Genomic DNA, 26,359 nt, shown 5'->3' on the forward strand with positions numbered 1-26,359 from the left:
TCCCGTCCGACTTCGTACGTTTGGGCGGATCGGGTTCGGGCTAGATTCCGGCCATGGTCTCCGAGCACGCCCCCCAGCCCGCTGCCCAGGTTCTCGTCGCGTCCAACCGCGGCCCCGTCTCGTACGCCCTGGGCGACGACGGCACCCTCGAAGCGAAACGGGGCGGAGGCGGACTCGTCTCCGGCCTCAGCGCCGTGGACGACAAGATGTGGGTCTGCGCCGCCCTCGGCGACGGCGACCGGGAGGCGGTGCGCCGAGGGGTCGGCGAGCCGGGCGTCCGGATGCTCGACATCGACGCCGGGGTGCACGCCGACGCGTACAACGGCATCGCCAACTCCGTGCTGTGGTTCGTCCACCACATGCTGTACCAGACGCCCGTCGAGCCCGTCTTCGACGCGGAGTTCCGCAGGCAGTGGGCCTCCTTCGAGGCGTACAACCGCGCCTTCGCCGAAGCGCTGGCCGAGGAGGCGGGCGAGGGCGCGGCCGTCCTCGTGCAGGACTACCACCTCTCGCTGGTCCCCGGCATGCTCCGCGAGCTGCGCCCCGACCTGCGGATCGGCCACTTCTCGCACACCCCGTGGGCGCCCGTCGACTACTTCCGGCTGCTCCCCGACGACATCGCCGAGCAGCTGCTGCGCGGCATCCTCGGCGCCGACCGCGCCGCCTTCCTGACCCGCCGCTGGGCGGACGCCTTCATCGGCTGCTGCACGGAGATCCTGGGCGGCACCGGCCGCACCCGCATCGGTGTCCACGGCCTGGGCGCCGACGCCGGATTCCTGCGGAGCCGCGCGCACGAGGCGGACGTGGACGAGCGGATGGCCGCCCTGCGCGAGCAGATCGGGCCGGACCGGAAGACGGTCGTCCGGGTCGACCGCACGGAGCTGTCCAAGAACATCGTCCGGGGCCTCCACGCCTACCGCACCCTGCTGGACGAACACCCCGAGTGGCGCGAACGCGTCGTGCACGTCGCCTTCGCCTACCCCTCGCGCCAGGACCTCGCGGTCTACCGGGAGTACACCGCGGAGGTCCAGCAGGTCGCCGACGCGATCAACAAGACGTACGGCACGGCGGGCTGGACGCCGGTCGTCCTGCACGTCAAGGACGACTTCGCCCGCTCGCTCGCCGCGTACCGGCTGGCCGACGTCGCCCTCGTCAACCCGATCCGGGACGGCATGAACCTGGTCGCCAAGGAGGTCCCGGTCGTCTCCGACGAGGGCTGCGCGCTGGTCCTGTCGCGGGAGGCCGGCGCGTACGAGGAGCTGGGCGAGCACGCCTTCACGGTCAACCCGTACGACGTCTCCGCCACGGCCGAGGCGCTGCACCGGGCGCTGACGCTCCCGGACGACGTACGGGCCGCCCGCACGGAACGTCTGGCCGAGGCGGCCACCGCGCTGCCGCCGCAGCAGTGGTTCCTGGACCAGCTGGAGGCGCTGCGGCGGGGTTAGGCGAGCCGGTCGGCCAGGGCGCGCAGGTAGTCCACGACCGCGCCCGGCCCCGGCAGGGACAGGTCGGCGCGCTCGGCGAGCTCCGGCACCTCGCCGCTCCCGCTGCAGATGAGCAGGCCGGGGACGGGGTCCGCCTCGTCCGTGCGCAGCTTCTCCACGGCCGCGTACGCGGCGAGGTCGCCCAGGTCGTCGCCCGCGTACAGCACGGACGTGGCGCCGATCTCGCGCACGTACTCGGTGAGCGCGACGCCCTTGTCCATGCCCGGCGGGCGCAACTCCAGGACCAGCCGCCCCGGCTCCACGATCAGCCCGTGGCGCGCGGCCAGCTCGCCGAGGGGCCCGCACAGCGCGTCGAACGCGGCCTGCGGATCGGCGGCGCGGCGGGTGTGCACGGCGAGGGCGTGGCCCTTGTCCTCGGTCCAGGTCCCGGACTCCGTCAATACGTCGGGGAGTTCGGCGCGCACGGCCGCGACGCCCGGGTGCGGGTCGGGGGCGTGCACGGTCCCGGTCACGGCGTCCCAGCGCTCGGCGCCGTAGTGCCCGAGCACGACGAGGTGGTCGAGCCCGGCGACCCCGGCGACCCCGGCGTACCGCACGGCGACGTCGGCGGGGCGCCCGGTGATCACGGCCACGGACGCGACCTTCGGCGCGAGGGCGGCGAGCGCCTCCACGGCTCCGGGGTGCGCCCGCGCCTGCTCCGGGTCCGGCACGATGTCCGCCAGCGTCCCGTCGAAGTCGAGCGCGACGAGGGCCTCGGCGGGCCGGGCGAGGATGGCTTCCAGCCCGGTACGGCCTGCGGTTGTCTGTGGGGTGCCCATACGGTGAGCGTATCGCCGCGCGCCTTTGTCGCGGGGGCGCTGCCCCCGTACCCCCGCTGCGGAGCCCCGAAATCCAGCCCCTGCGGCGCTTGAGCAGCGGGGCCCGGGGCAGCGCCCCGAAACCCAGCCCCTGCGGCGCTTGAGCAGCGGGGCCCGGGGCAGCGCCCCGGTTTCGGGAAGGGGCGGGGTGGGGAACTGGCCCGCCGCAGGCGCCCCGCTAGCGCCTCCCCCGGCGGGCATCCCGGACGCGCCGAAGGCGATTCACCGTCACCGGGTCCTCCTCCAGCGCCCGCCGATCGTCCAGCAACGCGTTCAGCAGTTGGTAGTACCGGGTCGGCGACAGCCTCAGCCGCTCCCGGATCGCCCGCTCCTTCGCCCCCGCCCCCGCCCACGACTGCCGCTCCACCGCCAGCACCGCGCGATCACGGTCGGACAGCGGCGCGGACTCGGCAGGGCCGTTCGGGGGGTGGGCGGTCATATCAGCCAATATATGGCGCGCCCCGCCCCCGCGGAACGCGGAGGCTACTCCGCCGCCTCCGCCTGCGTCGCATCCCGCGAAATCCGCTCCAGCACGCTCTGCGGGTTCGCCCCCGGCTGCACCGTCTTGCCGATGTTCTCCTTGATCGACTCGCTCGCCGCCGCCCAGGACGTCTTGCCGAACGGGTAGAACTCCGACTCCGGCAGCGCCGCCAGGAACTGGTGCAGCGGCTTGTACTTGGCGTCGTCCTCCATCGCCGCGGACGCGCTGCCCGTGACCGGCAGCATGTCGTACATGTCGGCGAACTCGATCACGTTCTTGTCGGTGAACAGGAAGTCGAAGAACTTGCCGATCTCGACCCGGTGATCGTTCTGCTTGAAGCCCATGATCCAGTCGGCGACGCCCATCGATCCTTCGGTGGGGCCGTGCTCGCCGGGCAGCGGCACCATGCCGACCTCGACGCCCTCCTTCTGCGCCTCCTCCATCAGCGTGGGGTGGCCGTTGAGCATGCCGACCTTCCCCTTCGAGAACTCCTCGAACGCCTTGGCGCGGTTCAGCTTGCCGGGGGCGACCGGGCCGACGAGGCCCTTGTCCACGAGGTTCGACTTCAGCCAGTCGAACGTCTTGATGTTCTCCTCGGAGGCGATGTTGTACGAGCCGACCTCGTCGGTGTAGCCGCCGCCCCCGCTGAGCATCCACATCAGGGTCTCGGCCTGGGACTCCTCCGGGCCGAGCGGCAGTGCGATGGGGTAGGACACCCCGCGCTGCTTGAGCGCGGCGGCGTCGGAGGCTATCTCGCTCCAGGTCCTGGGGGCGTCCAGGCCGGCCTGCGAGAAGAGCTTCTTGTTGTAGAAGAGCAGGCGGGTGGAGGCGACGAACGGCAGCCCGTACTGGATGCGGTTGACCTGGCCCGCTCCGATCAGCTTCGGCAGGAAGTTGGCCTGGGTCGGGATGCTCAGCATCTCGTCGGCGGAGTAGAGCTTCCCGGCCTTCGCGTAGTCCGCGTAGGCGCCGATCTGCGCGATGTCGGGGGCCTTGCCCTCCTTGACCATCTTGGCGACCTCGCGGTCGACGTCGGTCCAGGGCAGGACGGTCACGTCGACCTTGATGCCGGGGTGGGACGCCTCGAAGCTGCGGGCGATGCCGTCCCAGTACTTGTCGGACTTGTTCGCCTCGCTCGTGCCGTAGTCGGCCGCGACCAGCTTCAGCGTCACATCGCCGGGGCCGCTGTCCGCGCCGCAGCCCGACAGCGTCGCCGTCATCCCCAGTACGGCGACAGCCGCCGTCAGTCCCAAGTAACGCCGCTGCACAGCTCAGTCCATCCTCGTCGATCGCACTGCCCGCGGCTCCCGCATCCGCGCGGGGCACTCCGGGTGAGCTGCGATTTTCCCCGCCACCGGCATAGAGGTCTACACCACGGAGGTATCGCTTCCACAACGCAGCAGCATTGCACGGGGCCTGCGGCGACTGCTAAGTAGGTCTCGACGTACGGGTCTTATTGGTCCAGACCTTTAATCGACGGTACGTCAGTTCTCGTACGGGTCCACCCCGTCACGTCCGACCCGCCCAGCCCGAGGAGCCGCTCCGCATGTCGCGTACCGCATCTGAGATTGCCACCCAGCCCAGCTGCTGGCGGCGTGCCGCGCAGGCGGGCGCGGAGTTCGAGGGACTGCCGAAGCCGGGCGAGCGCGTCGCCGTCACGGGATGCGGCACCTCGTGGTTCATGGCCATCGCGTACGCGGCCCTGCGGGAGGCCGCGGGGCAGGGCGAGACGGACGCGTACGCCTCCTCGGAGTTCCCGGTGGGGCGGCCGTACGACCGGGTGGTCGCGATCACCCGCTCCGGTACGACGAGCGAGGTGCTGGCGCTCCTGCGCGAGCTGCGCGGGAGGACCGCGACCGTCGCGCTGACCGGCGATCCGAAGACGCCCGTCATGGAGGCCGCCGACGCGGTCGCGGTGCTGGACTGGGCGGACGAGGAGTCAGTGGTCCAGACCCGGTTCGCGACGACCGCGCTCGCCTTCCTGCGGGCGGGCCTGGAGGCGGCCGGTCCGCTTCCGGCGGGCGTGAAGACGGTCGCCGAGGCGGCGGTCGACGCGGAGCTCGCGGTGACCGAGCCGCTGGACGAGGCGGTGGTCGCGGCCGAGCAGTGGACGTTCCTGGGGCGCGGCTGGACCTACGGTCTCGCCCAGGAGGCCGGGCTGAAGATGCGCGAGGCGGCCGGCGCCTGGACCGAGTCGTACCCGGCGATGGAGTACCGCCACGGCCCGATCGCGATCACCGGTCCGAACCGGGTGGCCTGGGTCTTCGGCGCCCTGCCCGAGGGGCTGGCCGGCGAGGTCGCGGCGGTCGGCGGGACGCTCGTCGCCAATGGGGCGGCGGACCCGATGGCCGACCTGATCCGCGCACAGCGGCTCGCGGTGGTCCTGGCCGAGTCGAAGGGGTACGACCCCGACCACCCCCGCAACCTCTCGCGCAGCGTGATCCTGCCGGAGTAGCGCCTTCCCGGGCCCGGGATCGGGCAGGCGCCGGGCCCTTCCCGGGCGGCCTTCTCGACAAACCGGGCCCTTCCCCGTAACCGGTACCGGGATTTTGTATGGATGCGCAACAAACAGCACTAGTGGACTAGACCTTTTGGGGTCGCTCGGGCGAAACTGTTCCACGTGAAACACGTCATCGCCCTCGATGTGGGCGGCACCGGAATGAAGGCCGCACTGGTCGGGGCCGACGGCGCCCTGCTCCACGAGGCGCGACGCGCGACCGGCAGAGAGCGTGGCCCCGACGCCGTCGTGGAGTCGATCCTCGCCTTCGCCGCCGACCTGCGCGCGTACGGCGAGGAGCACTTCGGCGAGAGCGCCCTCGCGGCCGGTGTCGCCGTGCCCGGCATCGTCGACGCGGAGAAGGGGATCGCCGTCTACGCGGCGAACCTGGGCTGGCGCGACGTACCCATGCGGCAACTGCTCGGCGAACGGCTCGGCGGCGTGCCCGTGGCGCTCGGCCACGACGTCCGCACCGGCGGGCTCGCCGAGGGCCGGATCGGCGCCGGCCAGGGCGCCGACCGCTTCCTCTTCATCCCGCTCGGCACCGGGATCGCCGGAGCCATCGGCATCGCCGGCGCGATCGAGGAGGGCGCCCACGGCTACGCGGGCGAGATCGGCCACATCGTGATCCGGCCGGACGGCCCGGACTGCGGCTGCGGCCAGCGCGGCTGCCTGGAGACCCTGGCCTCCGCCTCCGCCGTCAGCCGCGCCTGGGCGGCCGCGTCCGGCGACCCGAAGGCGGACGCCGCCGACTGCGCCAAGGCCGTCGAATCCGGCGACCCGAAGGCCGCCGAGGTCTGGCAGAACGCCGTCGACGCGCTCGCCGCCGGACTCGTCACCGCGCTCACCCTGCTGGACCCGCGCACGCTCATCATCGGTGGCGGGCTCGCCGAGGCCGGGGAAACCTTGTTCACACCACTCCGTGCGGCCGTCGAGGAACGCGTCACGTTCCAGAAGCTGCCCCACATCGTCCCGGCGGCCCTCGGGGACACCGCCGGATGCCTGGGCGCAGGGCTGCTCGCCTGGGATCTACTCTCCACGGAGGTATCCGCCTGATGGCCGGACGCGCAGACAGCACCGTTCTCGCAGGGGCCCGGGTGGTACTGCCCACCGGCACCGTCGAGGACGGCCGGGTGACCGTCGAAGGCACCCGCATCTCCGGCACCCAGGCCGAGAACGCCCCGGTCCTGGACCTCTCCGGCCACTGGATCGTCCCCGGCTTCGTGGACATGCACAACCACGGCGGCGGCGGCGCCTCCTTCACCTCCGGCACCGTGGACGAGGTCCTGACCGGCGTCCGCACCCACCGCGAGCACGGCACCACCACCCTCGTCGCCTCCACGGTCACCGGTGAGATGGACTTCCTCGCCGAGCGCGCCGGCGTCCTCTCCGAACTGGTCGAACAGGGCGACCTCGCCGGCATCCACTTCGAGGGCCCCTTCATCTCCCCCTGCCGCAAGGGCGCCCACAGCGAGGCCCTGCTGCGCCACCCGGACCCGGCCGAGGTCCGCAAGCTGATGGACGCCGCGCGCGGCACCGCGAAGATGTTCACCCTCGCCACCGAGCTGCCCGGCGGCATCGAGTCGGTACGGCTGCTCGCCGAGCACGGCGTCATCGCGGCCATCGGCCACACCGACGCCACGTACGAGCAGACCGTCGAGGCGATCGACGCCGGCGCCACCGTCGCCACGCACCTCTACAACGCGATGCCTGGCATCGGGCACCGCGCGCCCGGCCCGATCGCCGCCCTCCTGGAGGACGAGCGGATCACCGTCGAGCTGATCAACGACGGCACGCACCTGCACCCGGCCGCGCTCGAACTGGCCTACCACCACGCGGGCGCCGACCGCGTCGCCCTCATCACCGACGCCATGGACGCGGCCGGCTTCGGGGACGGCCGCTACCAGCTCGGCCCGCTCGCCGTGAACGTCGAGAACGGCGTCGCCCGGCTGGTCGAGGGCAACTCCATCGCCGGCTCCACCCTCACCCTGGACACCGCCTTCCACCGCGCCGTGACCATCGACCGCATCCCCGTCGAGGACGTCGTCACGTCCATCTCCGCCAACCCGGCGCGGCTCCTCGGGGTGTACGACAAGGTCGGCTCGCTGGAGCCCGGCAAGGACGCCGACCTGGTCGTCCTGGACGAGGACTTCCGGCTCAAGGGCGTCATGCGCAAGGGCGAGTGGATCGTCCGCCCCGAGGCCGCGACGCGCTGACCCGCACGTAACGAAGAGACGGCGGTTGGCCCCGAGGTCTGGGCCGACCGCCCCCTCTTTGGCATGATCGCCTGGGAAACCAGCACGGAAAGCGCGTTCCGGCAGGGAAAACAGCGCGCAGCACGGAACGAACGCGAAAGGGCGGCCGCGGTGATCCTCACGGTCACGCTGAACACGGCACTCGACCTCACCTACTCCGTCCCCGCCCTCGTACCGCACTCCAGCCACCGGGTCACCGATCTCTCCGAGCGCCCCGGCGGCAAGGGCCTCAACGTCGCCCGCGTCCTCACCTCCCTCGGCCACGACACCGTCGTCACCGGCTTCGCCGGCGGGGCCACCGGGGCCGTTCTGCGCGACCTGCTCGCCGCGCTCCCCCGGCAGAGCGGCACCCTCACCGACGCGCTCGTCCCCGTCTCCGGCGACACCCGCCGCACCCTCGCCGTGGCCGACACGGCCACCGGCGACACCACCCAGTTCAACGAGGCGGGACCGCACGTCACCGCCGGCGAATGGGCCGCCCTCCTCGACGCGTACGCCGGTCTGCTGAAGACCGCCGACGCCGTCGCCCTGTGCGGGAGCCTCCCGCCCGGCATCCACGTCGGAGCGTACGGCGAACTCGTCCGGCTCGCCCGCACCGCCGGCGTCCCCGTCCTCCTGGACACCAGCGGCGAACCGCTGCGCCGGGGCATCGCCGCCCGCCCCGACCTGATCAAGCCGAACGCCGACGAGCTCGCCCAGCTCACCGGCTCCCGCGAGCCCCTGCGCGCCACCCGCGACGCCCGCCGCCGCGGCGCCCACGGCGTCATCGCCTCGCTCGGCCCGGACGGCATGCTCGCCGTCACCCCGGAGGGCGTCTGGCGGGCCTCGCCGCCCGCGCCCGTCAAGGGCAACCCGACCGGAGCGGGCGACTCCGCGGTGGCCGGGCTGCTCTCCGGCCTCGTGGAGTCCCTGAGCTGGCCGGACCGGCTGCGCCGGGCGGTGGCACTGTCGACGGCGACCGTGCTGGCCCCCACCGCGGGCGACTTCGACCGCACGGCGTACGAGGAGCTGCTGCCGCGCGTCGCCATCGAGGAACACGCAGCGGGGGCGGCCTGAGCGCCGCGCCCGCCCCGCACCGGGCCCGCCCGCCGGGCCCGGAGAAACAAACAGAGGTCAGCAATGCCGCTCGTCAGCACCGGTGAACTCGTCTCCGCCGCCCAGGCCCGGGGACGCGGGATCGCCGCCTTCAACGTCATCACCCTGGAACACGCGGAGGCCATCGCCACCGGCGCCGAACGGGCCGGCGCGCCCGCCATCCTCCAGGTCTCCGAGAACGCCGTGAAGTTCCACGGCGGCCGGCTCACCGCCATAGCCGCGGCCGCCGCCGCCGTCGCCCGGACCTCCTCCGCACCACTCGCCCTGCACCTCGACCACGTCGAGTCCGTGGACCTGCTCCACCAGGCCCACGACGAGGGCTTCGGCTCCGTGATGTTCGACGCGTCCAAGCTCGGTTACGCGGACAACGTCCGGGCCACCGCCGAGGCCGTCGCCTGGGGCCACGAACGCGGCATCTGGATCGAGGCCGAGCTCGGCAAGGTCGGCGGCAAGGAGGGCGAGGCCCCGCTCGATGCCCACGCCCCCGGCGTCCGCACCGACCCGGACGAGGCCGCCGCGTACGTCGCCGCGACCGGCGTGGACGCCCTCGCCGTCGCGGTCGGCTCCTCGCACGCCATGACCGAGCGCACCGCCGCCCTCGACCACGAGCTGATCGGCCGCCTCCGCGCCGCCGTCCCCGTCCCGCTCGTCCTGCACGGCTCCAGCGGGGTGCCGGACGACGAGATCCGCCAGGCCGTCGCCGCCTCCGGCATGGTCAAGATCAACGTCGGCACCGCCCTGAACACCGCGTTCACCGGCGCCGTCCGCGCCCACCTGGCCGAGAACACCACGGGCGTCGACCCCCGCAAGTACATCGCCCCCGGCCGCGAGGCCATGGCCGCGACGGTCGCCGCCTTCCTCGCCCTGATGGGCTGAGCGGGCCCGGGAAACGCACCGGCCCCCTCGCTCGGAAGCGAGGGGGCCGGAAGGCGCGAGGCACCGGTCAGCGGGTCTGGTGACCGGCCTCCAGCGACAGCTGGTCCAGGTTGGCGTCGCACTGATCACCCTCGTTGCACGAGATCATCAGCGTGTTCTGGCCCTTGACGAGGTTGACGTAGGCGTACGTCTTCGTCCAGCCCTTCTCCAGATCGCCCTCAGGGGCGTTGGCGAAGTTCTTCATGTTGATGGAGCGCGGCGCCTCCTGGTTGACCGTCAGCGAGGTCTTGGCGTCCTTGCCCGGTACGCCGTACGTCACGAACAGCGTGTACTCACCGGCCTCCGGCACCTCCACCGTCCAGGTCGCGGAACGGCCCACCTCATTGAGGTTGATGTACTGCCCGTTCGCGCTCTTGGCGCCCTTCACGGAGTTGTCGAGCTGCGCCGTGCCGCCCAGGTGCAGCGAGGCCGCGTCCTGCTCCGGCAGCTCCGCCGGGGCCGAGGAGGAGGGGGACGTCTCCGGTGCGGGGGACTCCTCGACCTTCGAGCCGGGCTCCTGCGAGGAGTTCGCCTCGGCCTTCTTGTCCTTGTCGCCGTCGCTCGTCATCAGCGCCACGCCGATGCCGATGAGCACCACCGCGACCACCGCGACCGCCGCGATCAGCAGGCCCTTGGTGTTCGGACCGCCCTTGCCGGAACCGCCACCGCGACCGCCCTGCTGCGGCACCTGCGTGGTGGCCGCGCCGCCGGGATACGTCTCGGGAGCCGCGTACTGCGGGCTGGGCTGACCGTACTGGCCCTGGGGCGCCTGGGGCGGGTAGCCGTACGCCTGCTGGTGCGGCACCTGCTGCCCGTACTGGCGCTCGCCGACGGTCCGCACCTGGTTGTACGAGGTTCTGGGCACACCCGGCTGGGCGGCGGGACCCGGGTAGCCGTAGCCGCCCTGCCCCGGCGGCTGCGCACCGGCCGCCTGCCCGTCCGCGTAGAGGTAGCCGAACGGATCGTCGTCCTCGGGTGTGCTCGCGCCGTTGTTCCCGGCCATCCCTGGGTCACTCCTCACCATGTCGCCGGCCGTCGCCGAATATCGCCAGCCGTCGCCGACCGGCCGAGCCTACCTCGAATGGACGAGGCCGAGAGTGGACTAGGACCTCGGCGGCAACCCGGGCGGGGACGCGCGGAAGAACGTCAGCCGGCCCTGCGGTGAACCTTCGACCGCGACCGCTTCTCCACGTACATCCGCTGGTCGGCGGAGCGCAGCACCTCTTCCGCGGTCATCCCGCAGGCCGCCCAGCCGATGCCGAAACTCGCTCCCACGCGCACCGCGCGCCCGTCGACCCGAATGGGCGGAATGATGGCATTTCGCAGGCGAACGGCCAGGTCAGCCGCGTCCGCCGCGCCCAGGCCGTCCGCGAGGACGACGAATTCGTCACCCCCGAGCCGGGCGACGGTGTCCCCGTCCCGGACGCAGGTGCTCAGCCGCCGGGCCACCTCGATGAGCACCACGTCACCCGTGTGGTGCCCGAAGCGGTCGTTGATCGACTTGAAGCCGTCCAGGTCGCAGAAGAGGACCGCGAGCCCCTTCGTCCCGTCGTCCCGCGATGTGTCCGGCGCCACCGCGTGCACATGGTGGTCGAACGGGTGCATACCCGGACCGCCGACCGGGTAGTGCCCCCGCGTCTCGCCCACGTCCCCGTACGCCGCGTCCAACGCCTCGACGTCGGTCGTCGCCGCCGCGTCCGGGCGGGCACACAGCCGGGCGCCGAGCCGGGTCCGCAGCTCCGCGCTGTTGGGCAGCCCGGTGAGCGCGTCGTGCGAGGCCCGGTGCGCGAGGTTCAGCTCATGGCGCTTGCGCTCCTCGATGTCCTCCACGTGCGTCAGCAGGAAGCGCGGCCCGTCCGCCGTGTCCGCGACGACGGAGTTGCGCAGCGACACCCACAGGTACGAGCCGTCCCGCCGGCCCAGGCGCAGCTCGGCCCGGCCGCCCTCGGCGGAGGTACGGAGCAGGGTGCCGATGTCCTCGGGGTGGACCAGGTCGGCGAAGGAGTAGCGGCGCAGCACCGACGCGGGGCGGCCGAGCAGCCGGCACAGCGCGTCGTTCGTCCGCAGCAGCCGCCCCTGCTGGTCGCCGCCCAGCTCGGCGATCGCCATGCCGCTGGGGGCGTACTCGAAAGCCTGGCGGAAGGATTCCTCACTGGCCCGGAGCGCCTGCTGCTCGCGCTCCAGCCGGACCAGGGCCCGCTGCATGTTGGCCCGGAGCCTGGCGTTGCTGATCGCGATGGCGGACTGCGAGGCGTACATATGGAGCGCCTCGCGGCCCCAGGCGCCCGGGCGGCGTCCGTTGCGCGGCCGGTCGACGGATATGACGCCCAGGAGGTCCGAGCCGCCGCCGGACGCGTACATCGGGGCGTACAGCCGGTCCTGGGGGTGCCACTCGTCCTCGAAGCGGGGCTCCGGGCCCTCCGTGTGCCACTGCGGCACGTCGTCGTCGAGGAGGACCCAGCCCTCGGTGTGCGGTATGAACCGGAGCCCGTCCCACGCCTCGCCCATGAGGAGCCGGCGCTCCCAGGAGGCGCGGGAACCGACCCGGCCGGTGATCAGGGCCTCGGCGGCGTGGTTCCCGGCGAGGGCGGCGACGACGAGGTCGCCGTCGGGACGGACGAGGTTGACGCAGGCAAGCTCGTAGCCGAGATTGGCGACGATCCCGTCGGCCACGGTCTGCAGTGTGTCGGCCAGGCTACGCGCCGTGTTGAGATCGGCGACGGCCTGGTGCAGCTGCCGCATCGTCGCGAGACGGACATAGGGCTCCGACTCGGCGTCCATCGCTCGCACTCCCCGAGACCTCGACAGCACTCCAGAATTCATATCGACGTACGTGACGTACTTACTGCAGTGTCACGGCCACTGAATCACAGCGAGCTGTGCACCCGGTACACAGGGTCAGCAAATATTGCACTCTGTGACTCAAGTCACAAACGAGCGGGAAGAGGTCACGGCAGGTCAGCGCGGTGGCGGAACCCGCGGGTCCTAGGACCCGGCTGGTCCCCTGGCCCGATGCGGGGGCCCCGGAGGCGCGGCTAGCGTTCCCGGTGTGTTGCAGACGAAACCCCCCACCCCGCGTACCGAGCCCGTCCCCCATGCTGAGGGGGTGAGCAACGAAGAGTTCCGTGCCGCCCTGTCCCGCCTGGCGGCCGGCGTGGTGCTGGTCACCGCCCAGGAGCCGCCGCTCGACGAGAGCGGACGCGGTGAGGACGTCGGCATGACCGCGACCGCCTTCATGTCCGTGTCCCTGGACCCGCCGCTGGTCATGGTGAGCCTGCGCAACGATTCCCGGATGGACGACCTGCTCGCGGAGCAGCCGCTGTGGGCGGTGTCCGTGCTGGCGGAGAGCCAGCGGCACATCGCGGGCCGGTTCGCGATGAAGGGCCGGATCAGCGACCGGCTGCTCTTCGAGGACATCCCGTACGCACGAGGCGAGGTCACCGGTGCACCGCTGGCGGGCGGCGCGCTGGCCACGCTGGAGTGCCGCACGGAGCAGCGGGTGGTCGCGGGCGACCACACCCTGGTGATCGGCCGGGTGCTGAGCGCCCACGTCCCGAGCGGGGAGGGCGGCCCGCTGACGTACTTCCGGGGGAAGTACCGGCAGCTCGGCTGAGGGGCGGGGCCGGAGGCCCCGCCGTGTCCGGGACCGCGCTACCAGTCGCGCCCCGAGCGGCCCCGCTTCGTATCGCCGCGCTGCTTCTTCTCACGGAGCCGGCGTTCGTTGATCCCGCGGGGGACCTTCTTCTTCACGCGCGGCCTGGGCGGCGGGGCGGACGCCTCCGCCAGGAGCGCCGCAAGGCGTACGGCGGCCGTCTCGCGGTTGCGCCACTGCGAGCGGTGCTCCGAGGCGCGTACCGCGATCACACCGCCGGTCAGCCGGCCCGCCAGCCTTTCCAGCGCGCGTTCCTTCCACACCTCGGGCAGCGCCTCGGTGGCCGCGAGGTCGAAGCGCAGCTCGACCTGCGAGTCGCTGGTGTTGACGTGCTGGCCGCCGGGCCCGGAGGAGCGCGAGAAACGCCACATCAGTTCGGCCTCCGGCAGGGAGACCGAACCTCGGATGACATAGGGCCCGGACATGACACCCATGTTCCCCGCCCCACCAGCGGTTCGTCACCTCTTTTTGCGGCGCTCCGGCCTCCCTTCGGCAAAGAAAGTAAAGGCGCGCGGAACCTCTCGGTCCCCTGTCGGCGTTATGACCTGTGACGGTAGCTTCGTGACCGCGAAGCCCGCACCCGACAGATGAAAGGGACTTCCCATGGCAGTAAGCCTGTCCAAGGGCGGCAACGTCTCCCTCACCAAGGAGGCCCCCGGCCTCACCGCCGTCACGGTCGGCCTCGGCTGGGACGTCCGTACCACCACCGGCACCGACTTCGACCTCGACGCCTCGGCGATCGCGGTCAACACGGGCGGCAAGGTCTACTCCGACGGCCACTTCGTCTTCTTCAACAACAAGGCGACCCCGGACCAGACCATCGTGCACACCGGTGACAACCTCACGGGTGCGGGCGAGGGCGACGACGAGCAGATCAACGTCAACCTGGCGGGCCTGCCGGCCGACGTCGACAAGATCGTCTTCCCGGTCTCCATCTACGACGCCGAGACCCGCAGCCAGAACTTCGGCCAGGTCCGCAACGCGTACATCCGCATCCTCAACCAGGCCGGCGGCGCCGAGATCGCCCGCTACGACCTGAGCGAGGACGCCGCCACCGAGACCGCCATGGTCTTCGGCGAGCTGTACCGCAACGGCGCCGACTGGAAGTTCCGCGCCGTGGGCCAGGGCTACGCCTCCGGCCTGCGCGGCATCGCGCAGGACTTCGGCGTCACGCTCTGACGCCACCAAGCCCTCACAAGGAGCCCCCGGCCGAACGTCCTGCGGCCGGGGGCTCCCGCGTGTCCGGACATCCGGTCACGTCCGGTCGAAGGCCGCCGAATAACGAACATGACAGCACCTCAGTCGGACAAGAACTGGTCAAAGAAATGTGAGGTATTTGTTGGTGCACCGTCAATAGTGCTCATTCGATGGCAGGCTCCCCGCTCGTAACCCCCCACGGAACGAGCAACGGAGCTTGCATGACCCCCCACATGAACACCCGTCGCGCCGCAGCCCTGGCCGCCGTGGCCGCGATGGTCGTCGTCGGCATGCAGACCGGTGCGGCGAACGCCCACCCGAACACCCCCGGCGACACCCCCTCCGCCTCCACCTCCCCGGCCTCCGGCAGCGCCTCGGCGCGCACCGCCGCCATCAAGTCCGCCCAGTCCGACGCCTCCTCCACCGCCTCCGCGCTCAAGCTGGGCGCCAAGGAGAAGCTGGTCGCCCGTGACGTGATCAAGGACGCCGACGGCACCGTCCACACCCGCTACGAGCGCACCTACGCCGGGCTGCCCGTCCTCGGCGGCGACCTCGTCACCCACACCGCCGCGAACGGCAAGCTCAAGAGCGTCACCAAGGCCACCACCGCCCGCATATCCGTGCCGTCCACCACGCCGAAGATCAAGACCGCGGCGAGCGCCCGCAAGGTGATCTGGGCCGGTGACGGCACCCCCGTCCTCGCCCTGGAGTCCGTGAGGACGGGCGTCCAGAAGGACGGCACCCCCAGCCGCAAGCGCGTCATCACCGACGCCACCACCGGCAAGGTCCTCCAGAGCTACGAGGAGATCGAGACCGCAGGCGCCGGCAACAGCCAGTACAGCGGCAAGGTCGACCTCACCACCACCGCGTCCGGCTCCGGATTCGAGCTGACCGACGGCGACCGCGGCGGCCACAAGACGTACGACCTGGGCCAGGGCGAGAGCGGCACCGGTGACCTCGTCACGGACGACGACGACACCTGGGGCGACGGCACCGGCAACGACCGCCAGACCGCAGCCGTCGACGCCCACTACGGCGCCGCGCAGACCTGGGACTTCTACAAGTCCGCCTTCGGCCGCAACGGCATCGCGGGGGACGGCAAGGCCGCGTACTCCCGGGTCCACTACGGCGACGCGTACGTCAACGCCTTCTGGGACGACAGCTGCTTCTGCATGACGTACGGCGACGGCGCCGACAACAAGAGCGCCCTCACCGCCCTCGACGTCGCCGGCCACGAGATGAGCCACGGCCTCACCTCTTCCACCGCCAACCTGAACTACTCCGGCGAGTCCGGCGGGCTCAACGAGGCCACCAGCGACATCCTCGGCACCTCCGTCGAGTTCTTCGCCGGCAACGCGACCGACGTCGGCGACTACCTCATCGGCGAGCAGATCGACATCAACGGAGACGGCAGCCCGCTGCGCTACATGGACCAGCCCAGCAAGGACGGCGGCTCGGCCGACTACTGGGACAGCGGCGTCGGCGACCTCGACGTCCACTACTCCTCCGGCGTCGCCAACCACTTCTTCTATCTGCTGTCCGAGGGCAGCGGCGCCAAGACGATCAACGGCGTCGACTACGACTCCCCGACCGCCGACGGCTCCACCGTCACCGGCATCGGCCGGGACAAGGCCGTCCAGATCTGGTACAAGGCCCTGTCCGAGTACATGACCTCCACCACCGACTACGCGGACGCCCGCACCGCCACCGCGAAGGCGGCGACCGACCTCTACGGCGCCGACAGCGCCGAGCTCAAGGCCGTCGACGCGGCCTGGAGCGGCGTCAACGTGAAGTAACCCGTACGCGGGAGCGGGAGCCGGTCAGCCGTCCGCGGCGGGCCGGCTCCTGCCGTACAGCCACGCCTTCCACAGCCCCGACAGGTCCCGGCCGGTCTCCTCCTCCACGTACGCCGTGAAGTCCGCCGTCGACGCGTTGCGGTGCCGGTACTTCTTCGTCCAGCCCTTCAGCAGCGCGAAGAACTCCTCGTCGTCGTCCACCGCCTCGCGGATCCTGTGGATCACCATCGCCCCGCGGCCGTACACCGGGTCGTCCGAGATGGCCGCGGCCGACGGCGGATCGGCGGGCGGGAACGCCCAGTTGTCCTTGTCCTCGTAGGCGTCGTCGAACGACTCCTCGGCCGGGGTGTCCTCCTTCTCCTCCTCCCACAGCCACTCCGCGTACGTCGCCAGGCCCTCGTTCAGCCACATGTCGCGCCAGCTCTCCGGCGTGACCGAATCGCCGAACCACTGGTGCGCCATCTCGTGGACGAGCAGTCCGGCGCTCGGCGGGCCGGGGAAGAAGGGCCGGGTCTGCGTCTCCAGCGCGTACCCCGCGTCGTCCTCGCGGTCCACGATCGCGCCCGTCGCGGAGAACGGATACGGACCGAAGTGCTCCGCCTCCCACGCCACGACCTCGGGGACCCGGCCGACCGTCCGCGCGCTCGCCTTCGCCACCTCCGGGTCCACGGCCGTGAACACGGTGATGCCGCCCGCCATCGTGGACGTCTTCGTCTCGAATTCCCCGATGGCCAGGGTCGCGAGATAGCTCGCCATCGGCTCGGCGGTGTGCCAGCGGAAGGTGGTCCGGCCCTTCTCCGTCACCGGCGGCCCGGCGAGCACCCCGTTGGAGACCGCCGTGAGCCCCTTCGGGACGGTGACCGTCAGGTCGTACGCGGCCTTGTCGCTCGGGTGGTGGTTGCCCGGGAACCAGGCCATCGAACCGGTCGGCTCACCGAGTGCCAGCGCCCCGTCGTCGGTCGGCAGCCAGCCCTCCTCGGACTCGTCCGGGTCGGTGATCGTCTTCGGGGAGCCCGAGTAGCGCACGACGGTACGGAACGTCTCGCCCTTCCTCAGCCGGTCCTCGGCCTTCGCGTCCGTACGGAGCGTCAGCTCGTTGCCCGCCCGGTTCACGGCGGCCGGACGCCCCTCAACGGTCGCCGACTTCACGGTCAGCCCGGCCAGGTCCAGATTGAACGAGCTGAGGTCCTGCGTGGCCCGCGCGGTGATCTCGGCCGTCCCGCGCAGGGTCTGCTCGTCCGGGTCCACATCGAGTGTGAGGGCGTAGTGCGTGACGTCGTAGCCCCCGTTGCCCAGCTTCGGGAAATACGGATCGCGCACCCCGGACGCGCCCGGCTTGCCCTCGACCCCGCCGGAGCAGGCGGGCGCGAGGAGGGCGAGGGCGAGCAGGGGGACGGCGGCGCGGGCCGCCCCGGGGGCCCTTCGACGTACCGGAGTTCGATGATCCACACGGATGATCCTATGTGCGGAATGTCGTAATCCGGGTGCGGTGGGCCGACTCCCGGGGGCGTACGTCCTACTTGGCGAGGGCGGCGGCACCGGCCTGCGCGAACTTCTCGTCCAGGTCGCCGCTGGGGGCGCCCGCGACGCCGATGCCCGCCACCGGGGCGCCCTTGACCTGCACGGGGGCGCCACCCGCGAGGAACAGCGTGCCGGGGATGTCCTTCAGGTTCGGGGCCTGGTCGAGCCGCTTGGCCAGCTCGGAGGTCGGGGCGTTCCACGACACGGCGGTGTACGCCTTCTTCTCGGCCGACTCGTACGCCTGCGGGCCCGAGCCGTCGCCGCGCAGGGTCAGGATCGTGTTGCCGTTGCGGTCGACCACCGAGACCGCGACGCGCTGGTTCTCCTTCTTCGCCGCGTCCAGGGCGGCCTTCGCGGCCTTCGTCGCGGCGTCGAGGGTCAGGTGCGTCGTCTGCTGGAGGTTGCGGTGCGCGGTGTCGGCCTTGACGGTGGTCGCGGGGGCGGCGGCCGGGGTGGAGGCGTTCGCGGACATCGCGCCGAAGGTGCCGGCCCCGAGGGCGGCGGCGGCGACGGCACCGGTCAGGACACGGGTACGCAGCGACATCTTCTTCATCAGGGGCTCCTCAGCGGGGGGCGGAAACGGGTGGTTCCCGCGTCCTGCCATCCATCGTTGGCCCGGAACCGCCCCCGGACGGTCGTCGTACCGGCTCGACCCGGAGCCCAGGACGGCTGACGTCCCCATCGGCCGATCGGTTGATGCGCCGACGCCCGTCCGGGGTGACGATGGAATGTCCACGCAGGTCAGCGGGGTCCTTCGGGAGCGGAGAACAGGGGTACGAGGTGGAGCACGGGTACGAGGACGGGTCCCGGCCCGCCCCGGAGCGGGACGCCGACGACGCCGGCACCCGCGCCCTCGCCCTCCTCATGCACGCCGCGTTCTTCCTGCTCCTCGGCGCCTCGCTCGCCCGGTTCCTGCTCCGGCACCCCGGTGAGGCCCGCACGCCCTGGATCATCGGGCTGTCCCTCGCCCTGGCCGCGCTCTACGTCATCGGGCCCGTGCTCGGCTCGCGCCCCACCACCCGCAGCCTCGTCTGGCTCGGCGGGCTCGTCGTCGTGTGGATGGTGGTGGTCGTCCTCGCTCCCAGCTTCGCCTGGTGCGCGGTGCCGCTCTTCTACACCGGGCTGCGCATCCTCCCGCCCCGCGCCGCGTACGCACTCGTCGCCCTGCTCACCCTGTTCGTCGTCGCCGCGCAACTCCGCCTCGCGCACGGCTTCGACCCCAACCTGGTGCTCGCCCCGCCCGCCGTCGCCGCCGTCGCCACCGCCGTGTTCGTCCATATGCGGCGCCAGGCCGTACGGCAGGGCCGGCTCATCGACGACCTGCTCCGCACCCGCCGCGAACTCGCCGCCACCGAGCGCCGCGAAGGCACCCTCGCCGAACGCCAGCGGCTGTCCATGGAGATCCACGACACCCTGGCCCAGGGCCTGTCCAGCCAGCAGATGCTTCTCCAGGCCGCCGACCGCACCTGGGACACCGATCCCGCCGCCGCCCGACGCCACGTCCGTACCGCCGAAGGCATCGCCGAACGCAACCTCGCCGAGGCCCGCCGCTTCGTCCACGACCTGGCCCCCGCCGACCTGGCCGAGGGCGGCGGCCTCGACGCGGCCCTGCACGCACTGGCCGCCCGCGAAACCGCCCAGGCGCAGGGCAGGCTCACCGTCCGCTGCCACATCGAGGGCGCCCCGCACACCGTCCTGCCCGACCGCACCCAGTCCGCGCTGCTGCGGATCGCCCAGGGCGCCCTGGCCAACGTCACCGAACACGCGGGCGCCACCGAGGCCGCCCTCACGCTCACGCACCTGGACGACCGCACCGTCCTCGACATCGCCGACAACGGCCACGGCTTCACGCCCACCACCGCCACCGGGACCCCCGGCGGGGAGCGCGGCCACGGGCTGCCCGCCATGCGCGCCCGGCTCCACCAGCTCGGCGGCACCCTCACCATCGAATCGGCCCCCGGCGAAGGCACCGTCGTGACCGCCACCGTCCCCGTCGTCGCCCCCACACCCCAGGACCCCGCATGACCACCGACCGCATCCGCATCCTGCTCTGCGACGACCACGCCGTCGTACGCGCCGGGCTCCTCGCCCTCCTCGGCAGCGAACCCGACATCGAGGTCATCGGAGAGGCGGGCAGCGGCGAGGAAGCCGTCGCGCTCGCCGCCCGGCTCACCCCCGACGTCGTCCTGATGGACCTCCAGCTCGGCACCGGCATCGACGGCGTCGAGGCGACCCGCCGCATCGTGGCCGGTCCCGGCACCCACGTCCTCGTCCTCACCACGTACGACACCGACGCCGACATCACGCGCGCCATCGAGGCCGGCGCCACCGGCTACCTCCTCAAGGCCGAACGCCCCGAGGAACTGTTCGCCGCCATCCGCTCCGCCGCCCAGGGCCGCACCACGCTCTCCCCGCCCGTCGCCAGCCGCGTGATGGCCCGCATGCGCGCACCCCGCCCCACCCTCACCGACCGCGAACGCGACATCCTGGGCCAGCTCTCCCGGGGCCTCGGCAACCGCGAGATCGCCCGCGCCCTGTTCATCAGCGAGGCCACGGTCAAGACGCACCTCGGCCGCATCTACGACAAGCTCGGCGTCGACACCCGCGCGGGCGCCGTCGCCGTCGCGAAGGAGCAGCGCCTGCTGTCCTGAAGTCCCCGGACCGGCCCCCCGACCGCTGGTGCCGGACCGACACGCCGGGCATGACACCATCGAACCGTGCTCGACATCGGCTACTCCCTCTCCCGCCGCTTCCCCGACCCCCCGCAGACCGACTACCGCCGCGCGGACGTCCACGCGCTGCGGCACGACCTGTTCTCCGGGGACGTCTACCTCGCGGACACCAAGGAGGACCGCGAAGTATCCACAGCCTGGGGATGGGTGCCGGTGCTCGACTTCGCCTGGGCGCTGTGCGACATCGTGGAGCGGATCGACCAGGACCCGCGCGGCAACCGCTCGCACCGCCGCCAGCAGGCCGAACTCGACTTCACCGAGTCCTCCGACCGCATGCTCTTCGAGCGCCGCTTCGGCTGGGTCGACATCGAGGCCGACTGGATGGACCCCGAGGAACCGCCGCTCACCTTCAGCCACTCCCTCCTGCGCCGCGAAGCCCGCGACTTCCTGCACGACCTGATCACCGACCTGGCCGACATGCACGAGGGCCTGGCCGACAACCCGGCCGTCTGGGACCTCCAGGCCCGCTTCCCCCGTCTCTGACCCGGCCCGGCCCGCTCCCTCACGCCTCCACCCGCACCCCGATCTGCGCCGCGAACGCGGGCGCCAGCTCCATCAGCTGGACCGGGCTGATCACCGCACCCGCCAGCCGCTCCACCCCCCGCGCGATGTCCAGCTCGGCGACCGCCCGCAGATCCACCGCCTCCATCCGCGCCGCGCTGAAGTCCGCCCGCCTCAGCACGCAGTCCCGGAACTCCACCCGCGTCAGCCGCGCACCCCCGAAGTCCGGCTCCGCCAGCACGCAGCCCTCGAAGACGACATCCGTCAGCCGGGCCTCCCGCAGATTCAGGTAATCGATCTTCCCGCCCCGCACGAGCACCCGCTCCAGCACCGCGCCGTGCAACTGCGTCCCGCCCAGCCGCGCGTCCACCACCTCCACGTCCCGCAGCGACGCCTCCGCGAGATCGGTGCCCACCCCCCGCACCCCCGTCAGCACCGAGTCGATGAACCGCGCCCGCACCAGCTCCGCCCGGTCCAGGGCGCAGCCCTCCAGCGCGCAGTCCATGAACCGCGCACCCCGCCCCGACGCGTCCGCCAGATCCGCCGACGCCCCGAACCGCACCCCGTCGTAATCCCCGTCCGGTTCGAGCCCGCCCTCCTCGAACTCCACCAGCGGCGGCAACCGCACCTCCGGCCGCCGCGCCGCCTTCACACCACCACTCCGACCACCACCGCGCACCATGCCTCCCATCGTGACGCACGCCACTGACAACGCCCCGCCCGCGCTTGACCTCAACCTCGCTCGAGGTCACAGGCTGGGGCCACCAGAACCCACACCACCCCGGGGGACCCGCCATGCACGCCGTACGCCTCCACGCCTTCGGCCCCGCCGACAACCTCACCTACGAAGAGACCGACGACCCGGCCCCCGGCCCCGGCCAGGTCCGCATCGCCGTCCGCGCCGCGGGCGTCCATCTCCTCGACACCCTCCTGCGCCAGGGCATCCCCGGCCCCCGCCCGGTCCCCACCCGCCTCCCCACCGTCCCGGGCCGCGAAGTCGCCGGCACCGTCGACGCACTCGGCGAGGACACCGACCCCACCTGGCTCGGCCGCGATGTCGTCGCCCACCTCGGCGACGTCCCCGGCGGCTACGCCGAACGCGCCGTCACCGACGCCGACCGGCTCCACCCCGTACCCGAAGGGCTCGGCCACGCCGAAGCGGTCGCCATGATCGGCACCGGCCGCACCACCCTCGGCATCCTCGCCGCCACCCCGCTCGGCCCGGACTCCGTCGTCCTCGTCACCGCGGCCGCCGGAGGCATCGGCACCCTGATCGTCCAGCACGCCAAGAACCACGGCGCCACCGTCATCGGGCTCGCCGGCGGGCCCGCCAAGGCCGCCCGCGTCCGGGACAACGGCGCCGACCTCGCCGTCGACTACACCCGCCCCGACTGGCCGCGCCACGTCCGCACCCACCTCGACGCCCTCGGCCGCCGCGCCACCGTCGTCTACGACTCCGTCAGCTCCACCACCGCCCGCGCCGCCTTCGGCCTCCTCGGCGAGGGCGGCCGGCACATCGTCTACGGCTGGTCCGGCGGCGACGGCCCCTTCACCCCGTCCGCCGACGAACTCGCCGCCCGCTCCCTCACCTCCGAGAACGTCCTCGGACCGGCCATGATCCGCAAGGGCGGCGGACTGCGCGCCCTGGAAACCCGCGCCCTCGCCGAAGCCACAGCCGGCCGCCTGCGCCCCGCGGTCCAGAGCTACCCGCTCGCCCGCGCCGCCGACGCCCACCGCGACCTGGAGACCCGGGGCACCATCGGCAAGGTGGTCCTCATCCCCTGACGGCGGACCCCGCCCGCCTCACGCCCCGCCCAGCTCCGCCAGCGCCCCGTCGGTCAGCCGGTACACCGTCCACTCGTCCTGCGGACGCGCGCCCAGCGACTCGTAGAACGCGATCGACGGGGCGTTCCAGTTCAGCACCGACCACTCCAGGCGCTCGTAACCCCGCTCCACACAGATCCGCGCCAGCTCCGTCAGCAGCGCCTTCCCGTGCCCGCCGCCGCGCCGCTCCGGGCGTACGTACAGGTCCTCCAGGTAGATCCCGTGCACCCCGCGCCACGTCGAGAAGTTCAGGAACCACAGCGCGAAGCCGACGACCCCGCCGTCCTCGTCCGACTCCGCGATGTGCGCGAACGCGGCCGGCCGCTCCCCGAACAGCGCCTCCCGCAACTGCTCCTCCGTCGCACGCACCTCGTGCAGCGCCTTCTCGTAATCGGCCAGCTCGCACACCATGGCGTGGAGGACGGGGACATCGGCGGGGGTAGCGGTACGAATCATGGGGGCAGCGTAAACAGCGCCCCGCCGCCCCCTACCCCCGGCCCAGCACCACCCGCGCGACCTCCGCCTGCTCCGGCGCCAGCCGCCGCGCCCCGCCCTCCACCGACCAGCGCGCGTTCTGGAGCACCCGCCCCAGGGTCCAGGCCGTCGCCCGCCCCCGGTCGAGCCCCAGCGCCCCGGTCAGCACATCGAACCGCTTCCCCACCGCGTCCGCGTCGAACCGGTCCACCAGCGCGGGCAGCAGCTCGAACCCCGCGTCCCCCACCAAGGGCTTCGGGTCGATGGCCACCCACCCGGACCCGCCCTCCGCCGCCAGCACGTTCCCGAAGTGCAGGTCCCAGTGCAGCAACCGGTCCCCCGGCTCCCCCGCCACCTCACGCACCGCCGCCGCGCAGTCCCGTACGAGCCCCCGCTCCTCCTCGTCCGCCAGAGCCGCCGCGACGTCCGGCGCGGCGGTCAGCATCCGGGAAGCCGCCTCCCCTAGCCCTCTCAGCCCGGCCCCCGCCCCCGGCCGCACCGCCGTCAGCCCCGCCAGCAGCCCGGCGATCACCCGGACCGCCCGGTCCGTGTCCGGCTCCCCCTGGAGCGACCGGCGTCCGTCCAGCCGCTCCAGCAGCATCGCCCCGGTCACCGGATCGTGCTCCAGCAGCCGCACCGCCCCGGCACCCGCCGCACCCCACAGCCGCAGCGCGACCGGCTCCCCCGCCGTCTCCGCGTCCACCGGCTGCAGCTTCAGCACCGCCCGCCGCCCGTCCCGCACCCGCACCACCGGCAGGACCAGCGCGCACACCCCGTGCATCGCCGCACCGTCCCGGCGCAGCCCCCACCGCTCCAGCAACTCCGCCGCCATCCCCGGCAGCGCGGCCACGAACGCCCGGCCCGCCTCCCCGTTGTATGCGGACTGAGTAGCGATGAGCGCATCCGGAATGTCAATCACGCCCCCGATCGTAGGAGCGTGCGTCAATCGGGCCATGCCTTCCGGCCACCCAGCCCCGCCCGCCCGGCCCCGCACCACCCCCGCCGCCCGGCTCCGCGCCGTCCGCTCCTGGGTCCGCAGCGCCCCCGGCACGTACCTCTGGCTGACCGCCCTCTTCGTCACCACGGTGATCGTCCACCAGATGTCACCGGCCTTCGAGGAGGAGTTCCTCCGCCGGCGCTCCACCAACATCCACGAACTGTCCCGCAACCCCGTCCGCGTCCTCATCACCAGCGCCTTCTGGATCGACAGCGGACAGTGGCTCCCCTACGCCCTCCTCTACACCGTCTTCCACGCCCCCGCCGAACGCCGCCTCGGCACCCTGCGCTGGCTCACCGTCGCCGCGACCGCCCACGTCCTCGCCACCCTCGTCAGCGAGGGGATCCTCGCCTGGGCCATCCGCCACGGCCACGCCCCGCCCTCCGCCGCCGACACCCTCGACGTGGGCGTCAGCTACGCCCTGGCCGGCGTGGTCGCGGTCCTCACCTACTACGTCCCCCGCCCCTGGCGCCCGGCGTACCTCTTCGCGGTCCTGGTGATCTACACGGTCCCCCTGATCACCCGCCCCACCTTCACGGACATCGGCCACCTGACAGCGGCACTGATCGGACTGGGCTGCTACCCGCTGACGCGGCGCGGGGGCACGAGAGAACGCGGGGCATGAAAAAACCAGGCCGGGGAAGACCGGCCTGGCGGTGGAGCCCCCTGTCGGATTCGAACCGACGACCTACGCATTACAAGTGCGTTGCTCTGGCCAGCTGAGCTAAGGAGGCGTGCCGGAGCAGTCTAACCAACCCTGCACCCGGCACAGTGCAGAAATTTCACAGCCATGGAACTACTGACAGATCCGAAACCGCCAGGTAGCGTCCTTGCAGGTTCACTCCGATGGACCAGACCACTCCCTTACAACGGATCGTCCGGCACGTACCTGCCGGTGGAGGAGAAGCATCAGCATGGCCAGTGTCACGTTCGACAAGGCGTCCCGCGTCTACCCCGGCTCCACGAAGCCCGCGGTGGACCAGCTCGAGATCGACATCGCGGACGGTGAGTTCCTCGTCCTCGTCGGTCCCTCCGGTTGTGGCAAGTCCACCTCGCTCCGCATGCTCGCGGGTCTCGAGGACGTCAACGGCGGTGCCATCCGCATCGGTGACCGCGACGTCACGCACCTGCCGCCGAAGGACCGGGACATCGCCATGGTGTTCCAGAACTACGCGCTCTACCCGCACATGACCGTCGCGGACAACATGGGCTTCGCGCTCAAGATCGCCGGTGTCAACAAGACCGACATCCGGGCGAAGGTCGAAGAGGCCGCCAAGATGCTGGACCTCACCGACTACCTGGACCGCAAGCCGAAGGCGCTCTCCGGTGGTCAGCGCCAGCGTGTCGCGATGGGCCGCGCGATCGTGCGTGAGCCGCAGGTCTTCCTCATGGACGAGCCGCTGTCGAACCTCGACGCCAAGCTCCGTGTCTCCACCCGTACGCAGATCGCCTCGCTCCAGCGCCGCCTGGGCATCACGACCGTGTACGTCACCCACGACCAGGTCGAGGCCCTGACCATGGGCGACCGCGTCGCGGTCCTCAAGGACGGTCTCCTCCAGCAGGTCGACTCGCCGCGCAACATGTACGACCGCCCGGCGAACCTCTTCGTGGCCGGCTTCATCGGCTCCCCGGCGATGAACCTGGTCGAGGTCCCGATCACCGACGGCGGCGTGAAGTTCGGCAACAGCGTCGTCCCGGTCTCCCGCGAGGCGCTGACCGCCGCCGCGAACCGCGGTGACACCACCGTCACGGTCGGCATCCGCCCCGAGCACTTCGACATCGTCGAGCACGGCGGTGCCGCCGCGAAGACCCTCACCAAGGACTCCTCGGACGCCCCGGCCGGCCTGGCCGTCTCGGTCAACGTGGTCGAGGAGCTCGGCGCCGACGGCTTCGTCTACGGTGGCGCCGAGGTCGGTGGCGAGCACAAGGACCTGGTCGTCCGCGTCGGCGGCCGCGCCGTCCCGGAGAAGGGCACCAAGCTGCACGTCGTGCCCCGCCCGGACGAGCTGCACGTCTTCGCCACGTCGACGGGTGAGCGTCTCACCGACTGACCCCGCACACGCTGTACGGTGGCCCCGCACGATCTTCGTGCGGGGCCACCGCGCGTTGTGAGCCGGTGT

General features: G+C 72.2%; 26 protein-coding genes and 1 tRNA gene. 15 read left to right on the top strand and 12 right to left on the bottom strand.

Annotated features, from left to right (window positions below):
- Window positions 1–53 precede the first annotated feature (53 nt).
- Entirely contained in the window at window positions 54–1,445 is a 1,392-nt protein-coding gene (locus ABZ565_RS22725) for a trehalose-6-phosphate synthase (protein ID WP_361029740.1), read from the top strand.
- On the opposite strand, the gene otsB is transcribed toward ABZ565_RS22725, so the two are convergent.
- The 3 genes from otsB to ABZ565_RS22740 all read right to left on the bottom strand — a co-directional run bounded on the left by otsB (window position 1,442) and on the right by ABZ565_RS22740 (window position 4,036).
- Entirely contained in the window at window positions 1,442–2,263 is an 822-nt protein-coding gene (gene otsB, locus ABZ565_RS22730) for a trehalose-phosphatase (protein WP_361029743.1), read from the bottom strand. The genes ABZ565_RS22725 and otsB overlap by 4 nt on opposite strands.
- A gap of 217 nt (window positions 2,264–2,480) precedes the next feature.
- On the bottom strand, window positions 2,481–2,741 hold the full coding sequence (locus ABZ565_RS22735; RefSeq protein WP_361029746.1) for a DUF3263 domain-containing protein: 261 nt from the start codon (window positions 2,739–2,741) through the stop codon (window positions 2,481–2,483).
- A 44-nt stretch (window positions 2,742–2,785) separates the two neighbouring features.
- Complete coding sequence (locus ABZ565_RS22740) at window positions 2,786–4,036, bottom strand: extracellular solute-binding protein (protein WP_361030092.1); 1,251 nt, start codon at window positions 4,034–4,036, stop codon at window positions 2,786–2,788.
- A 293-nt stretch (window positions 4,037–4,329) separates the two neighbouring features.
- Here ABZ565_RS22740 and ABZ565_RS22745 point away from each other — a divergent pair, with 293 nt between their 5' ends.
- From ABZ565_RS22745 to ABZ565_RS22765, 5 genes are all read left to right on the top strand, one after another.
- A complete protein-coding gene (locus ABZ565_RS22745; RefSeq protein ID WP_361029749.1) occupies window positions 4,330–5,238 on the top strand; it encodes a sugar isomerase in 909 nt (302 codons plus the stop codon).
- Between the two features lie 165 nt (window positions 5,239–5,403).
- Window positions 5,404–6,336 carry an ROK family protein gene (locus ABZ565_RS22750; RefSeq protein WP_361029752.1) on the top strand — a complete coding sequence of 311 codons (933 nt, stop codon included), beginning with the start codon at window positions 5,404–5,406 and terminating at the stop codon, window positions 6,334–6,336.
- A complete protein-coding gene (nagA, locus tag ABZ565_RS22755; protein WP_361029755.1) occupies window positions 6,336–7,496 on the top strand; it encodes an N-acetylglucosamine-6-phosphate deacetylase in 1,161 nt (386 codons plus the stop codon). The genes ABZ565_RS22750 and nagA overlap by 1 nt, the downstream gene beginning before the upstream one ends.
- A 150-nt stretch (window positions 7,497–7,646) precedes the next feature.
- Window positions 7,647–8,591 carry a 1-phosphofructokinase family hexose kinase gene (locus tag ABZ565_RS22760; RefSeq protein WP_361029758.1) on the top strand — a complete coding sequence of 315 codons (945 nt, stop codon included), beginning with the start codon at window positions 7,647–7,649 and terminating at the stop codon, window positions 8,589–8,591.
- A 63-nt stretch (window positions 8,592–8,654) separates the two neighbouring features.
- Entirely contained in the window at window positions 8,655–9,506 is an 852-nt protein-coding gene (locus ABZ565_RS22765; RefSeq protein ID WP_361029761.1) for a class II fructose-bisphosphate aldolase, read from the top strand.
- A gap of 67 nt (window positions 9,507–9,573) precedes the next feature.
- Here ABZ565_RS22765 and ABZ565_RS22770 read toward each other — a convergent pair whose 3' ends face one another.
- On the bottom strand, window positions 9,574–10,548 hold the full coding sequence (locus ABZ565_RS22770; protein ID WP_361029764.1) for a carbohydrate-binding protein: 975 nt from the start codon (window positions 10,546–10,548) through the stop codon (window positions 9,574–9,576).
- A 143-nt stretch (window positions 10,549–10,691) separates the two neighbouring features.
- Window positions 10,692–12,326 (bottom strand): diguanylate cyclase CdgB, encoded by a 1,635-nt coding sequence (cdgB, locus tag ABZ565_RS22775; protein WP_361029767.1) that lies wholly within the window; start codon window positions 12,324–12,326, stop codon window positions 10,692–10,694.
- Window positions 12,327–12,651: 325 nt separating this feature from the next.
- On the opposite strand from cdgB, the gene ABZ565_RS22780 reads away from it, so the two are divergent.
- Entirely contained in the window at window positions 12,652–13,158 is a 507-nt protein-coding gene (locus ABZ565_RS22780; protein ID WP_361029770.1) for a flavin reductase family protein, read from the top strand.
- Between the two features lie 38 nt (window positions 13,159–13,196).
- Here the strand turns inward: ABZ565_RS22780 and arfB are convergent, their stop codons facing one another.
- On the bottom strand, window positions 13,197–13,631 hold the full coding sequence (gene arfB, locus ABZ565_RS22785) for an alternative ribosome rescue aminoacyl-tRNA hydrolase ArfB (protein ID WP_164401788.1): 435 nt from the start codon (window positions 13,629–13,631) through the stop codon (window positions 13,197–13,199).
- A 169-nt stretch (window positions 13,632–13,800) separates the two neighbouring features.
- Here arfB and ABZ565_RS22790 point away from each other — a divergent pair, with 169 nt between their 5' ends.
- Both ABZ565_RS22790 and ABZ565_RS22795 read left to right on the top strand, forming a co-directional pair.
- Window positions 13,801–14,376, top strand: coding sequence for a TerD family protein (locus tag ABZ565_RS22790; RefSeq protein ID WP_330313017.1), 576 nt, complete (start codon window positions 13,801–13,803; stop codon window positions 14,374–14,376).
- A 239-nt stretch (window positions 14,377–14,615) separates the two neighbouring features.
- Window positions 14,616–16,190, top strand: coding sequence for a M4 family metallopeptidase (locus ABZ565_RS22795; protein WP_361029774.1), 1,575 nt, complete (start codon window positions 14,616–14,618; stop codon window positions 16,188–16,190).
- A 24-nt stretch (window positions 16,191–16,214) separates the two neighbouring features.
- On the opposite strand, the gene ABZ565_RS22800 is transcribed toward ABZ565_RS22795, so the two are convergent.
- Both ABZ565_RS22800 and ABZ565_RS22805 read right to left on the bottom strand, forming a co-directional pair.
- On the bottom strand, window positions 16,215–17,639 hold the full coding sequence (locus ABZ565_RS22800; protein WP_361029777.1) for a M1 family metallopeptidase: 1,425 nt from the start codon (window positions 17,637–17,639) through the stop codon (window positions 16,215–16,217).
- Between the two features lie 67 nt (window positions 17,640–17,706).
- On the bottom strand, window positions 17,707–18,264 hold the full coding sequence (locus ABZ565_RS22805) for a heme-binding protein (protein WP_361029780.1): 558 nt from the start codon (window positions 18,262–18,264) through the stop codon (window positions 17,707–17,709).
- A gap of 227 nt (window positions 18,265–18,491) precedes the next feature.
- Here ABZ565_RS22805 and ABZ565_RS22810 point away from each other — a divergent pair, with 227 nt between their 5' ends.
- From ABZ565_RS22810 to ABZ565_RS22820, 3 genes are all read left to right on the top strand, one after another.
- On the top strand, window positions 18,492–19,736 hold the full coding sequence (locus tag ABZ565_RS22810; RefSeq protein ID WP_361029783.1) for a histidine kinase: 1,245 nt from the start codon (window positions 18,492–18,494) through the stop codon (window positions 19,734–19,736).
- Entirely contained in the window at window positions 19,733–20,362 is a 630-nt protein-coding gene (locus ABZ565_RS22815) for a response regulator transcription factor (RefSeq protein WP_361029786.1), read from the top strand. Before ABZ565_RS22810 ends, ABZ565_RS22815 begins: the two co-directional genes overlap by 4 nt.
- Window positions 20,363–20,428: 66 nt before the next feature.
- Window positions 20,429–20,926, top strand: a complete 498-nt coding sequence (locus tag ABZ565_RS22820) for a hypothetical protein (RefSeq protein WP_361029789.1) — start codon at window positions 20,429–20,431, stop codon at window positions 20,924–20,926.
- A 19-nt stretch (window positions 20,927–20,945) separates the two neighbouring features.
- Here ABZ565_RS22820 and ABZ565_RS22825 read toward each other — a convergent pair whose 3' ends face one another.
- Window positions 20,946–21,635 (bottom strand): pentapeptide repeat-containing protein, encoded by a 690-nt coding sequence (locus ABZ565_RS22825; RefSeq protein WP_361029792.1) that lies wholly within the window; start codon window positions 21,633–21,635, stop codon window positions 20,946–20,948.
- Between the two features lie 104 nt (window positions 21,636–21,739).
- Between ABZ565_RS22825 and ABZ565_RS22830 the strand changes: the two genes are divergently transcribed.
- Window positions 21,740–22,729 carry a zinc-binding dehydrogenase gene (locus tag ABZ565_RS22830; protein WP_361029795.1) on the top strand — a complete coding sequence of 330 codons (990 nt, stop codon included), beginning with the start codon at window positions 21,740–21,742 and terminating at the stop codon, window positions 22,727–22,729.
- An 18-nt stretch (window positions 22,730–22,747) separates the two neighbouring features.
- Here the strand turns inward: ABZ565_RS22830 and ABZ565_RS22835 are convergent, their stop codons facing one another.
- Entirely contained in the window at window positions 22,748–23,224 is a 477-nt protein-coding gene (locus tag ABZ565_RS22835; protein WP_361029798.1) for a GNAT family N-acetyltransferase, read from the bottom strand.
- A 31-nt stretch (window positions 23,225–23,255) separates the two neighbouring features.
- Window positions 23,256–24,161, bottom strand: coding sequence for an aminoglycoside phosphotransferase family protein (locus ABZ565_RS22840; protein ID WP_361029801.1), 906 nt, complete (start codon window positions 24,159–24,161; stop codon window positions 23,256–23,258).
- A 34-nt stretch (window positions 24,162–24,195) separates the two neighbouring features.
- On the opposite strand from ABZ565_RS22840, the gene ABZ565_RS22845 reads away from it, so the two are divergent.
- Entirely contained in the window at window positions 24,196–24,864 is a 669-nt protein-coding gene (locus ABZ565_RS22845) for a rhomboid-like protein (protein ID WP_361029803.1), read from the top strand.
- 32 nt (window positions 24,865–24,896) lie between these two features.
- On the opposite strand, the gene ABZ565_RS22850 is transcribed toward ABZ565_RS22845, so the two are convergent.
- Window positions 24,897–24,973 (bottom strand) — tRNA-Thr (locus ABZ565_RS22850).
- Window positions 24,974–25,153: 180 nt separating this feature from the next.
- Between ABZ565_RS22850 and ugpC the strand changes: the two genes are divergently transcribed.
- A complete protein-coding gene (gene ugpC / locus ABZ565_RS22855) occupies window positions 25,154–26,290 on the top strand; it encodes a sn-glycerol-3-phosphate ABC transporter ATP-binding protein UgpC (protein WP_361029805.1) in 1,137 nt (378 codons plus the stop codon).
- Window positions 26,291–26,359: the final 69 nt, after the last annotated feature.

The sequence above is a fragment of the Streptomyces sp. NPDC016469 genome, from assembly GCF_040632905.1.
GTDB lineage: Bacteria > Actinomycetota > Actinomycetes > Streptomycetales > Streptomycetaceae > Streptomyces.

Bases quoted from the DNA above. Each gene is read 5' to 3' on its own strand.
- ABZ565_RS22725 (WP_361029740.1), top strand. From the start codon at position 54: ATGGTCTCCGAGCACGCCCCCCAGCCCGCTGCCCAGGTTCTCGTCGCG.
- otsB (WP_361029743.1), bottom strand. From the start codon at position 2,263: ATGGGCACCCCACAGACAACCGCAGGCCGTACCGGGCTGGAAGCCATC.
- ABZ565_RS22735 (WP_361029746.1), bottom strand. From the start codon at position 2,741: ATGACCGCCCACCCCCCGAACGGCCCTGCCGAGTCCGCGCCGCTGTCC.
- ABZ565_RS22745 (WP_361029749.1), top strand. From the start codon at position 4,330: ATGTCGCGTACCGCATCTGAGATTGCCACCCAGCCCAGCTGCTGGCGG.
- nagA (WP_361029755.1), top strand. From the start codon at position 6,336: ATGGCCGGACGCGCAGACAGCACCGTTCTCGCAGGGGCCCGGGTGGTA.
- ABZ565_RS22765 (WP_361029761.1), top strand. From the start codon at position 8,655: ATGCCGCTCGTCAGCACCGGTGAACTCGTCTCCGCCGCCCAGGCCCGG.
- ABZ565_RS22770 (WP_361029764.1), bottom strand. From the start codon at position 10,548: ATGGCCGGGAACAACGGCGCGAGCACACCCGAGGACGACGATCCGTTC.
- cdgB (WP_361029767.1), bottom strand. From the start codon at position 12,326: ATGGACGCCGAGTCGGAGCCCTATGTCCGTCTCGCGACGATGCGGCAG.
- arfB (WP_164401788.1), bottom strand. From the start codon at position 13,631: ATGGGTGTCATGTCCGGGCCCTATGTCATCCGAGGTTCGGTCTCCCTG.
- ABZ565_RS22790 (WP_330313017.1), top strand. From the start codon at position 13,801: ATGGCAGTAAGCCTGTCCAAGGGCGGCAACGTCTCCCTCACCAAGGAG.
- ABZ565_RS22795 (WP_361029774.1), top strand. From the start codon at position 14,616: ATGACCCCCCACATGAACACCCGTCGCGCCGCAGCCCTGGCCGCCGTG.
- ABZ565_RS22805 (WP_361029780.1), bottom strand. From the start codon at position 18,264: ATGAAGAAGATGTCGCTGCGTACCCGTGTCCTGACCGGTGCCGTCGCC.
- ABZ565_RS22815 (WP_361029786.1), top strand. From the start codon at position 19,733: ATGACCACCGACCGCATCCGCATCCTGCTCTGCGACGACCACGCCGTC.
- ABZ565_RS22825 (WP_361029792.1), bottom strand. From the start codon at position 21,635: ATGGGAGGCATGGTGCGCGGTGGTGGTCGGAGTGGTGGTGTGAAGGCG.
- ABZ565_RS22830 (WP_361029795.1), top strand. From the start codon at position 21,740: ATGCACGCCGTACGCCTCCACGCCTTCGGCCCCGCCGACAACCTCACC.
- ABZ565_RS22835 (WP_361029798.1), bottom strand. From the start codon at position 23,224: ATGATTCGTACCGCTACCCCCGCCGATGTCCCCGTCCTCCACGCCATG.
- ABZ565_RS22845 (WP_361029803.1), top strand. From the start codon at position 24,196: ATGCCTTCCGGCCACCCAGCCCCGCCCGCCCGGCCCCGCACCACCCCC.
- ugpC (WP_361029805.1), top strand. From the start codon at position 25,154: ATGGCCAGTGTCACGTTCGACAAGGCGTCCCGCGTCTACCCCGGCTCC.